General features: G+C 60.7%; 12 protein-coding genes. 8 read left to right on the top strand and 4 right to left on the bottom strand.

Features of this window, described 5'->3' with window-relative positions:
- Positions 1-85: 85 nt before the first annotated feature.
- Positions 86-1411, bottom strand: coding sequence for a serine hydrolase domain-containing protein (locus tag AC0Z42_RS21685; protein ID WP_485470256.1), 1326 nt, complete (start codon positions 1409-1411; stop codon positions 86-88).
- A gap of 240 nt (positions 1412-1651) precedes the next feature.
- Here AC0Z42_RS21685 and AC0Z42_RS21680 point away from each other — a divergent pair, with 240 nt between their 5' ends.
- A complete protein-coding gene (locus AC0Z42_RS21680) occupies positions 1652-2392 on the top strand; it encodes a GntR family transcriptional regulator (RefSeq protein WP_485470255.1) in 741 nt (246 codons plus the stop codon).
- A gap of 79 nt (positions 2393-2471) precedes the next feature.
- On the opposite strand, the gene AC0Z42_RS21675 is transcribed toward AC0Z42_RS21680, so the two are convergent.
- Together AC0Z42_RS21675 and AC0Z42_RS21670 are read right to left on the bottom strand one after the other, a co-directional pair.
- Positions 2472-3602, bottom strand: a complete 1131-nt coding sequence (locus AC0Z42_RS21675) for a nuclear transport factor 2 family protein (RefSeq protein ID WP_485470254.1) — start codon at positions 3600-3602, stop codon at positions 2472-2474.
- Between the two features lie 141 nt (positions 3603-3743).
- Positions 3744-4802: a helix-turn-helix transcriptional regulator gene (locus AC0Z42_RS21670; protein ID WP_485470253.1), complete on the bottom strand. Its 1059-nt coding sequence runs from the start codon at positions 4800-4802 to the stop codon at positions 3744-3746.
- Between the two features lie 243 nt (positions 4803-5045).
- Between AC0Z42_RS21670 and AC0Z42_RS21665 the strand changes: the two genes are divergently transcribed.
- The 7 genes from AC0Z42_RS21665 (at position 5046) to AC0Z42_RS21635 (ending at position 12467) form a co-directional block, all read left to right on the top strand.
- Positions 5046-5927: an N-acetylmuramic acid 6-phosphate etherase gene (locus tag AC0Z42_RS21665; protein WP_485470427.1), complete on the top strand. Its 882-nt coding sequence runs from the start codon at positions 5046-5048 to the stop codon at positions 5925-5927.
- A 46-nt stretch (positions 5928-5973) separates the two neighbouring features.
- Positions 5974-7281 (top strand): MFS transporter, encoded by a 1308-nt coding sequence (locus AC0Z42_RS21660; protein ID WP_485470252.1) that lies wholly within the window; start codon positions 5974-5976, stop codon positions 7279-7281.
- A gap of 89 nt (positions 7282-7370) precedes the next feature.
- The gene (locus AC0Z42_RS21655; RefSeq protein ID WP_485470251.1) at positions 7371-9032 is read left to right on the top strand and encodes a glycoside hydrolase family 10-like protein; all 1662 of its coding nucleotides are present in this window, start codon (positions 7371-7373) and stop codon (positions 9030-9032) included.
- A 78-nt stretch (positions 9033-9110) separates the two neighbouring features.
- Complete coding sequence (locus tag AC0Z42_RS21650; protein ID WP_485470250.1) at positions 9111-10028, top strand: N-acetylglucosamine kinase; 918 nt, start codon at positions 9111-9113, stop codon at positions 10026-10028.
- Positions 10029-10046: 18 nt separating this feature from the next.
- Positions 10047-10865, top strand: coding sequence for an N-acetylmuramoyl-L-alanine amidase (locus AC0Z42_RS21645; RefSeq protein WP_485470249.1), 819 nt, complete (start codon positions 10047-10049; stop codon positions 10863-10865).
- 85 nt (positions 10866-10950) lie between these two features.
- Positions 10951-11853 carry a LysR family transcriptional regulator gene (locus tag AC0Z42_RS21640; protein WP_485470248.1) on the top strand — a complete coding sequence of 301 codons (903 nt, stop codon included), beginning with the start codon at positions 10951-10953 and terminating at the stop codon, positions 11851-11853.
- The gene (locus AC0Z42_RS21635; RefSeq protein ID WP_485470247.1) at positions 11853-12467 is read left to right on the top strand and encodes a M15 family metallopeptidase; all 615 of its coding nucleotides are present in this window, start codon (positions 11853-11855) and stop codon (positions 12465-12467) included. Before AC0Z42_RS21640 ends, AC0Z42_RS21635 begins: the two co-directional genes overlap by 1 nt.
- Here AC0Z42_RS21635 and AC0Z42_RS21630 read toward each other — a convergent pair whose 3' ends face one another.
- Complete coding sequence (locus tag AC0Z42_RS21630; protein WP_485470246.1) at positions 12468-13823, bottom strand: sodium-dependent transporter; 1356 nt, start codon at positions 13821-13823, stop codon at positions 12468-12470. It abuts the gene before it with no gap.
- Positions 13824-14117: the final 294 nt, after the last annotated feature.

Raw genomic sequence — 14117 nt, 5'->3', positions numbered from 1 at the left:
AGAGCTTAGAGGGTGCGTACGGGGCGGGCCAATGAAACATCATGGTGCAGCCATAACTTACAGGAATGCACAGTTTTGGTGCGGATTATTCACGATTGACAATGGCGCCATGGTAGAGCGCGTCGAGCACCGCTTCTTCCGGCTGTGATAGCGCAGTGTGGCCGCCGCGATGCAGGCCAGGGTCGCTGCCAGTGCCGCCGATCAGGTAAATCATGCCGTTCTTGTTGGCAAAGTCGAGCACGAAGCCGGACAGCAAGCCATACGCGTCGCCAAGGTGGCCGGCGGCGGAAAAATGCGCGCCTGCTACCAGCCCGTTGCCGCGTGCGCCATCGGCGTCAAACTGCTGGTTACCGAGGCCCCAGGCACGGAACAGTCCCTGGCTGCTGTCGCCATTGCTGCCGTCCGCCGCCAGTTGCCAGTGCCGGGTAAACATCAGCTCGATGCTGGCCGGCTGCAATAGCTGCCGGCCCTGATAGCGCCCGCCGTCCAGCAGCATCTGCATGACCTTGCCCAGGTCTGCCGCCGAGATGCGCAAACCGCCGGTGGGGCTGAAGATGGTGGCATTGCTGCCGCTCATATAGTTGTCGAGGCCGGCCGGCTGCACCGGGGCCTGCACATGGACATCATCGGCCTGGGCAATCCAGGGGTCGTCCGGGTTCCACGTTTCACTGTCGGCCGGGCGCTTGCGGTACAGCGTGGCCACGTCGTTCAGTTCGCTTGGGGAGAATTCTGCCGGGTTATAGCCGCCACGCAATCCCATCGGCGCCAGCAGCAGCCGCCGCATCAGGCGGTCGAAGCGTTCGCCAGTGACCTTTTCCATCACCGTGCCGATCACGCCCCAGTTCAGGTTGGCGTAGCTGAAATACTGACCGGGCGCGCAGTTGCTTGCCCACATGGCGTCGCCGCCCGCTGTAAACACATCGCGCAGGCTGCGCTCGGTGCCCCAGAAGTAGCCAGCCGCATCGCGCAGCGACGAGGTATGGCTGAGCAGGCTGCGCAGGGTAAGCGGCTGTTTGGGAAAGTACGGATTGCGCAGCGAAAAGCCCAGATAAATACCCACGTCCTGGTCCAGCTGCAGCTTGTGCTGTTCCAGCAGCCGCATCAGGGCCAGGGTGGTCATCATTTTCGAGACCGAGGCGATGCGAAACAGCGTGTCGGGCGTGGCCGGCAGGCCATGTTCCGCTTGCGCCGGCAGATAGCGGTAGCCGAATTGCTGTTGGTACACCGGCCGGCCACCGCGTATCGCCAGCACCGACAAGCTGGCCAATGGCAGCCGCACATCGCTGGCGATGGCGGCCAGCTGATGATCGAGCTTGACCTTGCGCACCTCGCCTGCGCTTGCCATCGCCGTGCTACTGAGCAGCAATCCGCCCATCCAGCCACCAAGCCATCGCAGCGTTGTCTGATTCATGTGGTTTTCCTTGAGCACTCTTGCCATGAGGAGCCAGCATAGGGTGGGGTGCAGGACAGCGCCAATGAAAATTGCTTATTTATCTATAATTTCAGGTTATGCCTGAAGTGTCTTATTCGAAAAAAACATTGTTTTAAAAAGCGTATAACCGTTATTTATGCCTGTTTTCCATTTATTCATGGGCAGCGCGCCACGCGCAAGCGCCATCGCCATTACACTAGGCACACTAGGAGAACGGTAATGAGCCAGACCAGCATGGAACTCAAGGTCGATTTAAATGACAATTCGCCTTTGTATATGCAGATCGCCCGCAAGCTGAGCGATGATGTACGCAATGGCCGCTACCAGGTAGACCAGGCCCTGCCGTCCGAACGCACGCTGTCCGAACTGCTCGACGTTTCGCGGGTCACCGCGCGCAAGGCCATCGACCAGCTGGTCGAGCAGGGCCTGGTGGTGCGCCGCCGCGGTTCGGGCAATTATATTGCGCCGCGCATCGAACAGCCGCTGTCGAACCTGTCGAGCTTTTCGGAACAATTGCAGCAGCGCGGCTACCGGGCCGGCTCGCGCTGGCTCAAGCGCGAGGTCGTGATCGCCAGCAGCGAAGAACAGCTGAGCCTGGGCCTGGCGCAAAACACCAAGGTGGCGCGCCTGGAGCGCTTGCGCCTGGCCGACGACGTGGTGATGGCCTACGAGGTCAGCGTGCTGCCCTTCAGCGTGGTGCCGGACCCGGCCGCCGTGGGTGACTCGCTGTACGCCCATCTGGCCAAGATCAAAAAATCGCCCGTGCGTGCGCTGCAACACATCCGCGCCATGAACGCCACCGGCGTGTTGGCCGCGCAACTGGGCGTGCCTGACGGCCAGGCCGTGCTATTCATAACCCGCCTGGCCTACCTGGAGTCGGGTGTCGCGGTGGAACTCACGCATTCGTATTGCCGCAGCGACCATTATGATTTCGTGGCCGAAATGCGCCGCGCGCCATAAATCCGCTGCAAGTTTCCCTGACGAGTCTGCGTTGCCCACCGCACGCCAGTGCGGCTACGCTACCCGACCCGCCAGCACGTTACTGCTCGAGCAGGCGCATCATTGATTCCGCCACGCCGACCGAGGACTCCCAGCTCATGCCGGTCACTAGCCTGCCATCGACCTCGACGTGACTCTTTCCGTTTGCGCCGTGCCTGAATATTCCGCCATGGCGTTTGATGCTGCCTTCGGCCGAAAAGGGATGGGCCTTGTATATCGGCGACTCCTTGTTGAGAAACGCATCGGGGAACGAGGTGAGCACCTTGCCCTGGATAAGGAAGGTACCGTCACTGAGCCTCAGATTCTTGATGCCCTCGGTTCCTTGGCAGATTGCCGCGATCACCCCACCTTGTTGTTCGTAGATACGCAAAGCGATGTCCTGGAGTGGCTTGTTTTCCGGGATGCCGATGATGGCTGCGCCGCCGCCGACGAAAGCCATGCCCGCATACTCGTCTGCACTGACCTCGGAAACGGGCCGGGTATGGGCCAGTGCCCACATGAAATCACCGTCGTACAGATGCTGCTTGAGCAGCTCGTCCGACGTGACGATCATTTCCAACGGCACGGCGCCACCGTCGGGACTGACGAAGTCGACCGTGTACCCTGCTTTGCGAAATGCATCATAGGTATAGGCAAGTTCGGGAAAATTATTGCCTGCGTTAATTTTTGTGCCGGGATATTGATGGACATTCGACACCACCAGCAGCACCTTGCGTGCATGGCGCGCAGCTTGTTCGCGATGGGCCGACTTGCTGATGATTTTCCAGTTGCCGGCGATCTTTTTTAAAAGAAATACATCCACATAGCGGATTCCCTGTTTGGGAATATGGATCTCGGCCTTGGCGGTGGCCACCTTGCCGCTCACATCCACCTTGATCAGTCGCCCGTGGCGGCCATTGAACTGCGCTATTTTCTGTTGTGAAAAGAGTTTTGCGTATTCCGGACCGCTCAACTCCCATTCCGAATCGTCTTTACCGTCCAGGTAAAGGCGGGCGTTTGCATAGAAGGCCTGGTTGATGTGGTCCGGTACGTTGTAGCTGGTGCCATGCATATACAAGCGCACGGTCTCCCGGATGGCATTTTCGTCCTTGTCTGCGGTCGCGGCGGTGCCAAAGGCGGCGCTGCTTAGCAAGCAACAGGCGAGTATCGTTCGCAATAAAAACTGAATCATGGCTTTACCCTGATGAAGAACTTCGTTTATCGGAGCAACGAGCGTTTCAGATCGTTGGTAGTCGATAATTTATCGAAGTGTCCGGGAATTGATGTCGCCAAACATGATTTCAGACTCCGGAATGGCGATTCCGGAGAGGTTTCACGTGGAAATGACCCTGACCGCTTGGCTGGGTTGGGCGCGGAAGCTGGCCGGAGTCTGCCCGGCAACTTTCTTGAAGGTAGAGTAAAAGGTGGAACTGGAATTGAACCCGCAGCGCTCGGCAACTGTATCGAGGTTGAGTTGCGGCGCGTCGGTCAATAATTGTTTCGCTTCGACGATACGGTATTCGTTGACGTAGGTATTGAAACTCTTGCTCAGCTTGTCATTCAGTACCTGGGACACCTGCGCCTGCGTGCATCCCGCCCGCTTTGCGAGTTGGGCCAAGGTGAGATTCGGATTCAGATAGGATTTCTGCCCGGTCATCAGTTGTTCCAGCGCAGCGAGCACGGCAAGCGCATCTTCGTGCGTCAGGCGACTATTCCGGTACTTCTCCTTCGGCTCGGAAGGCGTCAAGACTTCCTTTCTCAGAAGAAAGACCATGACCGCGACATACAGCGAGAAGGTGAACGACAAGGCGCCGACAATATAGGACGTAAACGGCGTGCTCGCATACGCCGCCAACATGACACAGCTGCCCGCAAAGACGCTCAGCAGGAGCACGGTGCCGGTCGCCATCCGATGCCCTTCGTTAAACCATACATGGCGAGTTTGCCAGAGCAACCTGGCGGTCGCCAGCAGGTAGCAAAGCCAGAACACATGAATTGCATGGCTCGACAGGTCCCATACAGAACGATACGCGGAATATGGAAAGGCAACGCCAATGCCTATCAGCAGGAAGGACAAGCCGAGATGCCAACGCCATTGTTGTCCAGCAGGCAGTTGCGCGAGCCCGTCTATGAAAGCGCGAACATAGAGATAGGTCAGGGGACCGATCAGCAAGCAGGCCGACAGGCCCAGTTGGCGGAATTCGAGTGCGATCCCAGGATTGAAGAAGAGGAAGGCGGATTTGGCGGTGCGCACCCCGACGGCAAGCAGCAATGCACCGAGCATGCAGTCGGCAAGGAGGCGAGGCCGACGGCTGAAAAAATAGACGGCCAGAAAAATGCCGTTGATGGCGCCAAGGGCGCTGAACAGGAACAGCAATTGGCGAGCGATCATGGCGTGTCGTTGATTATGGCGTCCAGGCGAAGTATAGACACAAACGGGGTCTGAAACTTGGCTCTGGGGCCTGAATGAACAAATTGAATGGCCAATGCGGTACACGAACTTGCGCTGCGGGACGGTGGCATACCACGCTCCTGTCCCAGCCATAAACTCCCGTTATGCCCGCCCGCCATCCTTTCATGGCTGATCTTACATATCGGTATTAAACTGGTTTCAACTTCAACCATGTTCGAGATCATGTTGAAAACTGAAACCCCGAGCCGGCGGCACCCGGATCTGGATATGTATCCTGTAGAGCAACTGGTGGCGGCGCTGGTCGACGACCAGTTTTGGGCTGTCGAGGCCGTACGACTGGCGTCACCCGACATCGCTGCCGCCATCACGGTTGCCCTGCCCCGTATCGCCGCCGGCGGACGCCTGCTGTACGTGGGCGCCGGCACGTCGGGGCGCCTGGGCGTACTCGACAGCGTTGAATTGCATCCTACGTTTTCCTGGCCGCTGGACCGCGCCGTCGCCATCCTGGCCGGCGGTGCGGGCGCCATGTTCGCGGCCGTCGAAGGTGCAGAAGATGATTTATTGCAAGGTGAAAAGGATTTGCTGGCCCTGCAGCCGCAGGAAAATGATGTGGTGATCCTGCTGGCCGCGTCCGGCGCTACGCCGTATGTGCTGGGGGCCTTGCGCGCCGCGCGTCGGGCCGGTGCGCTGACGGTCGGGATAGCGAATAATGTCGACGCGCCGGTGGCGCTGGAAGCCGAATGCGGCATCGTGCTCGACACGGGCGCGGAAGTGATTTCCGGCAGCACGCGTTTGAAAGCCGGCACGGCGCAGAAAATCACCCTCAACACCATTTCCAGTGCGCTGATGGTCGGTTTGCACAAAACCTATGGAAACTTGATGGTAGACTTGAAGCCGACCAACGCCAAGCTGATCTGGCGGGCCGTCAAACTGACCATGCATGCCACCGGCGCCGATGAAGCGCAGGCGAGAAGCGTGCTGGAACAATGCCAGTTTCACGTCAAGGTAGCGATTGTTGCCTTGTTAAAAAAAATTACCACAGACCAGGCACAAGCATTGTTGGCCGGCACTGGCGGCAGCGTGCGCTCGGCACTGTCCGCCTGAGCCGATGGCGCGGCATTCTTCTGCTTGTTTTGACGATGAAGGATGTATGCAGCTTGTGAAACAAACCCCGCCCTCAGCTTCTGTCGGCGCGAAAAACCCCTGGCTGTGGATTCCCTCGCTGTATTTTGGCCAGGGCATACCGTATGTGGTGGTCATGACCTTGTCCGTGATCATGTACAAGAACTACGGTTTTACCAATACCGATATCGCACTGTATACCAGCTGGCTGTACCTGCCATGGGTGATCAAGCCGCTGTGGTCGCCCTTTATCGACATGTACCGCACCAAGCGCTTCTGGATCGTCGGCTTGCAGCTGGTAATCGGCGCGGCGCTGGCGCTGGTGGCCCTGACTACCTCCTTGCCGCACTTTTTCCAGATCAGCCTGGCGATCTTCTGGCTGATGGCCTTCAGTTCGGCCACGCATGATATCGCCGCCGACGGTTTTTACATGCTGGGCCTGGAAGAACACCAGCAAGCGGCGTTTGTCGGGGTGCGCAGCACGTTTTATCGCCTGGCGATGATTTCCGGCCAGGGCCTGCTGGTGTACCTGGCTGGCTATCTGACGCACTCGACCGGCAGCGTGCAATTGGCCTGGTCGGTCGTGTTCGCCATCCTGGCGGGCCTGTTCATCAGCCTGTTCCTGTACCACTATTTCATCCTGCCCAAACCGGCCGGCGACCGGCCCAGCATTGCCGATGCCGGTGTTTCGCCGCTGCAGGAATTCGTCGCCACCTTTGCCTCCTTCTTCAAAAAGAAGGATATTTTCGTCATCCTGGGCTTTTTGCTGCTGTTTCGTCTCGGCGAAGCGCAGTTGCTGAAACTGGCCGCGCCGTTCCTGCTCGACCCTGTCGCCAAGGGCGGCCTGGGCCTGTCTACAGAGCAGGTGGGCCTGGTCTACGGCACTATCGGCGTGATCGCGCTGACCCTCGGTGGCTTGCTGGGGGGCTACATCATTTCGCGCTTCGGCCTCAAGCGCTGCCTGTGGGTGATGGTGCTGTCGGTACACCTGCCCGACCTGGTGTTTGTCTACCTGGCAACCGTCCTGCCCAGCAATATTGTCGTGATCGCCAGCGGCATCGCGCTGGAACAGTTCGGCTACGGCTTCGGCTTTGCTTCTTACATGCTGTACATGATCATGGTCTCCGATGGCGTCCACAAGACGGCCCATTACGCCATCTGCACCGGTTTCATGGCGCTGGGCATGATGTTGCCTGGCATGGCCAGCGGCTGGATACAGCAGATGCTGGGCTACCAGCACTTCTTTATCTGGGTATGTATCGCCACCATTCCCGCCTTCATCATGGCGGCCCTGGTTAACATCGATCCCGAATTCGGCAAGAAGGCCGAGGCCTGAGCTTTTCAAGAGTGCGCGCCGCGGCCCGGCCGCGCACAGTAGAATGCCCGCACCGATAGACCTGCGCCCTACCCTTGCAAGGAATTGTTTTGTTGTCTACTTTTAAGAAACGGCTGGCGGCCACCGCCACCATGGTGGCCGCGCTGGCCGCCGCCAGCTTGCTCAGCAGCTGCACCAGCTCCCGCATGCCCGTCGATGCGACACCGGGCCCGGCCGCCCTGCCGGCCGTGCCGCCCGTGCAGCATATTCGTGGTGAAGTGCCGCCGCCGGCGCCGCGCGAGTTTCGCGCCGCCTGGGTCTCGACGGTGGCCAATATCGACTGGCCCAGCCGCAGCAACCTGACGGTCGCCAAGCAGCAAGCCGAAGCGATCGCCATCCTCGACCGCGCCAAGTCCCTCAATTTGAACGCCATCGTGCTGCAGGTGCGCCCCAGCGCGGACGCGATCTACCCGTCGCAGCTGGAGCCGTGGTCGGAATTTTTGACCGGCAAGCAGGGCCAGCCGCCGCTGCCCATGTATGACCCGCTGGCCTTCTGGGTGGCCCAGGCGCATGCACGGGGCCTGGAACTGCATGCCTGGTTCAACCCCTACCGTGCCCGCCACGCCACCGCCAAGTCGCCGCTGGCGCGCGACAGTTTTGCCGCTACCAACCCCGCGTCCGTGAAACAGTATGGCCGCTACCTGTGGATGGACCCGGGCGACGCGCTTGCTTCGAAACACACGACCGAGGTGGTGCTCGATGTGGTGCGCCGCTACGATATCGACGGCGTGCATATCGACGATTATTTCTATCCCTACCCGATCGACGCGCCCGGCGCCGGCGCCGGTGCCGAAACCGCCGCGCTGGACGCGGGCAGCGGCGCCGCCAAGCGCGAACTGCCGTTTCCCGACGAACCATCGTGGCAAAAGTACCTGCTCGGTGGCGGCCAGCTCGATCGCGCCGGCTGGCGCCGCCAGAATGTCAATCAGCTGATCGAAGGCTTGTATACCGGCATCCACCGCGAGAAAAGCTGGGTGCGCTTCGGCATCAGTCCGTTCGGCATTGGCCGCCCCAACCTGCGTCCGCCCGGCATCGTCGGCTTCAGCCAGTACGACAAACTGTATGCGGATGCGGAACTGTGGCTGGCCAAGGGCTGGCTCGATTACCTGTCGCCGCAGCTGTACTGGCCGGTGGCGCAGGCGCCGCAGGCGTTTGGCGTGCTGCTCGACTACTGGCTGGCGCAAAACCCGTATGGCCGCCACGTATGGCCGGGCCTGTACACCAGCCGCATCGACAATACGCCCAAGTCTTTCACGCCACAGGAAATCGTCAAGCAGATCGAAGTGACGCGCACGCGCACTGGCGCCAATGGCCAGGTGCATTTCAGCATGGCGCCGCTGATGCAGAACCGCAAGGGCATCGGAGAGCAACTGAAGGCAGGCGTGTATCAAAGCGCGGCCCTGATCCCGGCCACGCCCTGGCTGGGGACGGAAGCGCCCGGCACGCCGCTGGTGGCCATGCGGCGTGCCGGCGATGGCGTCAACGTGAAACTGACGGCTGGCGGCGGCAAGCCGACGGCGCAATATGCGGTGTGGGCGCGCTATGGCGACGAGTGGCGTTTTTCGGTAGTGGCCGGCACGCAAGCCGAGCTGAACCTGGTGGACGACGCTATCGGCAGGGTCAATGCGGTGGTGGTCAGCGCGGTTGACCGCCTGGGCAATGAAAGCCCGCGCATTACCCTGCGCCAGCCGACGGTGGTGGCTGCGCGGTAACAGCTCCTATAACCTGCAGGCATGTCATGTGCGCAAGCTTTCATGCCTGCCAGTCTTTTCTCGCTTTACACTCCTGGCATGACTTCTTTCCATGCAACTTCCCGACTGGGCCTGGGCATCGATGCCGGCGGCACCCAGACGCGCTGGGCGCTGGCCAGCAGTGATGGCGCCATCGTGGCCAGCGGCGCGGTGGACGGCTTGTCAGCCTTGCAAATGGGCAGCGATGCGGGCCGCGCGGCCTTGCATGCCACTTTTTCCGCCTTGTGCCAGGCCGTGCTGGCCGTCGGCCAGCCCAGCCATGTGCATGCCGGGCTGACCGGCTTTGGCGGCGATGGCGACCGGCTGGCGCAGGCCCTTGCCACCATGCTGGGTCTGCGCGCGGCGGACGTGACTTTGTGCAATGATATTGAAATTGCCTATCTGGACAGCTTTGCACCCGGTGAAGGCTACCTGGTGTATGCCGGCACGGGTTCGATTGCAGCCTGGATCGATGCCGATGGCGTGTTTCACCGCGCGGGCGGGCGTGGCGTACTGCTGGACGATGGCGGTGGCGGCTACTGGATCGCGCGTGAAGCCCTGCGCCAGATCTGGCGCAGGGAAGATGAGGCGCCGGGCAGCTGGCAGGCCTCGCCGATGGCCCATGCAGTGTTCGGGCATATCGGTGGCAGCGACTGGGACAGCTCGCGCCAGTTCATGTACGGCCAGGACCGCGGCGCCATCGGCCGGCTGGCGCTGGCCGTGGCCGCCAGTGCCGAGCTGGACCCGCTGGCGCTGGACATCTTGCAGCGGGCCGGCCAGGAACTGGCGCGGCTCGCCTTGGCGCTGACGGCGCGCCACGGTTCGCGTCCGGTGGTGCTGGCCGGCCGGGCGGCGCAGTTGCATCCGGCAATTGCAGCAGCCATGCGCGCCGCTTTGCCTGTATCGTTGATGTTGGAACAAAAAATGGCGCGCTCGCATGAGGCTGCCGCCCGGCTGGCCGCAGCATGCATTGATTAACCCTGTTATGGATACCGTATGAAAAAAATTGCTCTTGCCCTGCTGGTTGCCCTGCTGTCGGCCTGTACCACCACCGTTCCCCAGATCGACCGCAGCCTGACGGCGCGCGGCCAGAGTCCGCGCGTGAAATTCATCGTCATCCATTACACGGTCAGCGACTTGCCGCGCTCGATCAAGATTCTGACGGAACAGGTCGTCAGCAGCCATTACTTGCTGACCGATACCGCCCAGCCGAAGTTCTATGCCCTGGTCGACGAATCGCGCCAGGCCAATCACGCCGGTGTCAGCAACTGGAAGACGTACACGCAACTGAACGTCAGCTCGATCGGCATCGAGATCGTCAACCCGGGCTTTACCGAATCGCCGGAAGGCCGCATCTGGTATCCGTTCCCGCAGGCGCAGATCGACAAGCTGATTCCGCTGTTGAAAGATATCCAGGCCCGCTACAATATCGCGCCGGAAAACATCCTGGGCCATAATGAAATCGCACCGCAGCGCAAGCAGGATCCGGGCCCATTGTTTCCATGGAAGCAACTGGCCGATGCCGGCCTGATCGTCTGGCCGGACGCCACCCGCGTGGCCGCCCAGCGCGTGATGTATGAGCAATCGCTGCCGGACGCCGTCTGGTTCCAGAAGAAATTGGCCGAACATGGTTATGCCACGCCGCAAACGGGCGTGTTCGACGAAGAAACCAAAAACGTGCTGATCGCTTTCCAGATGAAGTACCGTAACACCTTGTTCAATGGCACGGCGGATGCGGAAACGGCGGCCTTGCTGCAAGTGTTGACGACGCCACTGCCGGTGGTCGCGCCTGCACCGGCTGTTGCTGCGAAGTAGCATGTCATTCCAGCCCATGACTTTTTCCATTAAGCTGAACCTTTGCGGCCCCAGCGGTCGAATGTAAAGAGCAAAGGAACAAGTCATGCGGCTGCGCCATATCGAAGTCTTCCACGCCATCATGCAGGTCGGCACCATCAGCGGTGCGGCGCAAGTGCTGCATATTTCGCAGCCGGCCGTCACTAAAGTATTGCAACATTGCGAACTGCAACTGGGCATGCCGCTGTTCGAACGCGTGCGCGGCAAGCTGTATCCCAAGCCCGAAGCGCACCGCCTGTTTGTCGAGACCGAAAAACTCAACCGTGATCTGATCGGCATCCGCCGCCTGGCCGCCAGCTTGAAAGGCCATGCGGTGGAAACCATCCGCCTGGTATCGACGCCGACGATTGCCATCAGCGTGTTGCCGTTTGCCATGACGGCCTGGCGCCGCGACTTTCCTCATACGCGTTGCCAGCTGGCCACCCATCATACGAGCGAGATCGTCAATACCCTGCGCCTCGGTGAAGCGGACCTGGCTTTGTCGCTGCAGGACCCGCGCCATCCCGGCATCGTGGCCGAGCCGATCGCCCAGGGGGTGATGACGGTAATCGCGCCCGCCGGCACCTGGCGTGCGGCAGACTGTGGCACGCCCTTGACGGCGCAGGGCCTGACGGGCGAGCTGATCGGCCATGCCGACAATGATCCGCTGGGCGAACTGGTGATTGCCGGCTGCGAAGCACAGGATATCCACCCGGTGTTTTCCACCGTGGTGCAAACCTACCAGATCGCCCGCTCGCTGGTGGAGGCGGGTGCCGGCATGGCGGTGGTCGATCCCTTCACGGCCGCCTCCGGTTCGACGGAACTGCTGCAGCGCCGGCCTTGGGCGCCGGCGGTGCCGATTCAACTGTATTTATTGACGGCCAGCCACTCGCCGTTGTCGCATGGCGCGCGCCGCCTGGCCGACAGCATCGGCGTGGCGGCCCGTAACTGCCTGGAAAGAGGAATGTAATGGCTGGTGCAAGCCTGCAACTGGAAGCGGTCGCCAGCGATCCGCAATTTCGCCACCTGAGCAGCATCGCCGGCATTGCCGTCGACTTGCGCTACGCCACGCCCGATAACTTCGTTGGCCGCGACCTGTACAGCCCCATCGATTGCGCCTGGCTGCACCGCGATGCGGCGTTTGCTTTGGAAAGCGCCGTGGCCTGGCTGGCGCAGCAAAGGCCCGGGCATCATCTGCTGGTGCTCGACGCCTTGCGTCCGCAGCGGGTGCAGCAGCAACTGTGGGATGCCTTGCAGGGAACGGAACTGCTCGGCTATATCGCCGAACCGTCGCGCGGCTCGATCCATTCGTTCGGCATGGCGCTCGACATTACCATCGTCGGACCGGATGGGCGCGAACTCGATATGGGCACCGGTTTTGACGATTTGAGCGAACGCTCGCACCCGGCGCTGGAACTGGTCATGCTGGAACGGGGAGAGGTCACCGAACAGCAGGTGGAGCACCGTCGTTTATTACGCGGCGCCATGTTCCAGGCGGGTTTCTTTGGCATCAACAGCGAATGGTGGCATTTCGACTGCGGCGACCGGGTGCTGGTGCGCCAGACCTACACCCGCATACTGTAATCAAAAGGCGTTCAACCCCTTCAGCATCACCAGCAAGATCAATACGGGTGAGATATAGCGCAGCAGGAACAGCAGCACGTTGGCCAGCGCGCCATTGTGCAAGCGGCCCTGGTTGCTGATCGCCTGCCTGAAGTTGTCCTTGCCCCAAACCCAACCGGCAAACAGGGCAATTGCAATACCGCCCACCGGCAGGAAAATATTCGACGACACGAAATCGAACAGGTCGAACATGTTCAGCTTGAACAGCGTGAAACCGGCGAGGGTGCTGTTACTGAGTGCGCACAAGGAACCGAGCGCGGCCAGCGACAGCATGGTGATGAGGGTGGCCTTGCGCCGACCCCAGCCCAGCCGCTCATGAAAGATCACCACCGGTACTTCCATCAGTGACAGCATCGCGCCGGTAGCGGCCACGGCCGCCAGGATAAAGAACGCCACCATCAGTACCTGGCCCATCGGAATTTGCGAGAACACGGCCGGGATGGTGATGAACACCAGCGACGGCCCTGCACTCGGTGCAAAGCCGAAGGTGAACACGGCAGGGAAAATGGCAATGCCGGCCAGCATCGATACGCCCAGGTCGGCCGCCATCACGCGCAAGGTGGTCAGCGGAATATCCTGGTCATCGCGAAAGTAGCTGCCGTAGGTCATCATGGTGCCCATGCCGACCGACAACTTGAAGAAGGCCAGGCCCATCGCTGTCAGCACCACGGCGGCGGACAGCTTGGAAAAATCAGGGCGGAACAGGAAGGCCAGGCCTTCGCTGGCCTTGTCCAGCGACAGGCTGACCGCACACAGCAGCAACAGCAGCAGGAACAGCAGCGGCATCAGCTTTTTGGCGATCGCTTCGATGCCCTTGGTTACGCCCAGCATCAATATGCCGCCTATAAACAGCAGCACGCCCCACTGCCACAGCAGCGCCTGCAGCGGGTTGCTGATCAGCGAGGCAAACGCCGCCTCCGTGACGTGGCGGTCGCTGCTGAGGATGGAACCGTCGATGGCCTTGACGATATAGGCAAACACCCAGCCCACCACTTCCGAGTAAAACGCCACGATGAGAAAGGCCGCCACCAGGCCGATCACGCCGACCAGCCACCAGGGCTGGCCCCTGGACGCCAGTTGCTCCATGGTCGAGATGGGATTGACCTTGGCGCGGCGGCCCAGGGTGATTTCCGCAATCATCACCGGCAGGCCGACCAGCAAGGTCGCCAGCAGATAGATCAGCAAGAAGCCGGCGCCGCCATTGGCGCCTGTCAGGTAGGGGAACTTCCAGATATTGCCGAGACCGACGGCCGAACCGAGGGTGGCGGCCAGCACGCCGAAGCTGGAGCTGAAGCCTGCGCGTTTTTGTTGTTTCATGTGATTCTTCACTATCTATAAGCGTCAACGGACGTCGAGGGGGCGAAATTGTAGCAGTGGAGTAAAAATAGCCGGCCAAAGCCTTGCGCCCGGCATGGCGCTTTGCTATAGTTCGCCTCCTCGCAAAACGACGCACACAAAACAAGGTGTTGCACAGTGAAGCGGGGGTAGAAAAGAAGGTTGACGAAATGCTGAAAAAGCTTCATACTCTTCCTTCTTCGCAGCTGACAAACACAACGCTTTGTCGATAGCGCGAAACACGCAGTACCGAATACAGTTCTTTAACAATTAACA

It is taken from the genome of Janthinobacterium sp. 1L-D-8-B-C4 (genome assembly GCF_057291295.1).
Note: the sequence above shows the minus strand (reverse complement) of the source record. Positions and strands in the feature narration are given on the sequence as shown.

Bases quoted from the DNA above. Each gene is read 5' to 3' on its own strand.
- AC0Z42_RS21665 (WP_485470427.1), top strand. From the start codon at position 5,046: ATGTTGAAAACTGAAACCCCGAGCCGGCGGCACCCGGATCTGGATATG.
- AC0Z42_RS21670 (WP_485470253.1), bottom strand. From the start codon at position 4,802: ATGATCGCTCGCCAATTGCTGTTCCTGTTCAGCGCCCTTGGCGCCATC.
- AC0Z42_RS21675 (WP_485470254.1), bottom strand. From the start codon at position 3,602: ATGATTCAGTTTTTATTGCGAACGATACTCGCCTGTTGCTTGCTAAGC.
- AC0Z42_RS21680 (WP_485470255.1), top strand. From the start codon at position 1,652: ATGAGCCAGACCAGCATGGAACTCAAGGTCGATTTAAATGACAATTCG.
- AC0Z42_RS21685 (WP_485470256.1), bottom strand. From the start codon at position 1,411: ATGAATCAGACAACGCTGCGATGGCTTGGTGGCTGGATGGGCGGATTG.
- AC0Z42_RS21630 (WP_485470246.1), bottom strand. From the start codon at position 13,823: ATGAAACAACAAAAACGCGCAGGCTTCAGCTCCAGCTTCGGCGTGCTG.
- AC0Z42_RS21635 (WP_485470247.1), top strand. From the start codon at position 11,853: ATGGCTGGTGCAAGCCTGCAACTGGAAGCGGTCGCCAGCGATCCGCAA.
- AC0Z42_RS21645 (WP_485470249.1), top strand. From the start codon at position 10,047: ATGAAAAAAATTGCTCTTGCCCTGCTGGTTGCCCTGCTGTCGGCCTGT.
- AC0Z42_RS21640 (WP_485470248.1), top strand. From the start codon at position 10,951: ATGCGGCTGCGCCATATCGAAGTCTTCCACGCCATCATGCAGGTCGGC.
- AC0Z42_RS21660 (WP_485470252.1), top strand. From the start codon at position 5,974: ATGCAGCTTGTGAAACAAACCCCGCCCTCAGCTTCTGTCGGCGCGAAA.
- AC0Z42_RS21650 (WP_485470250.1), top strand. From the start codon at position 9,111: ATGACTTCTTTCCATGCAACTTCCCGACTGGGCCTGGGCATCGATGCC.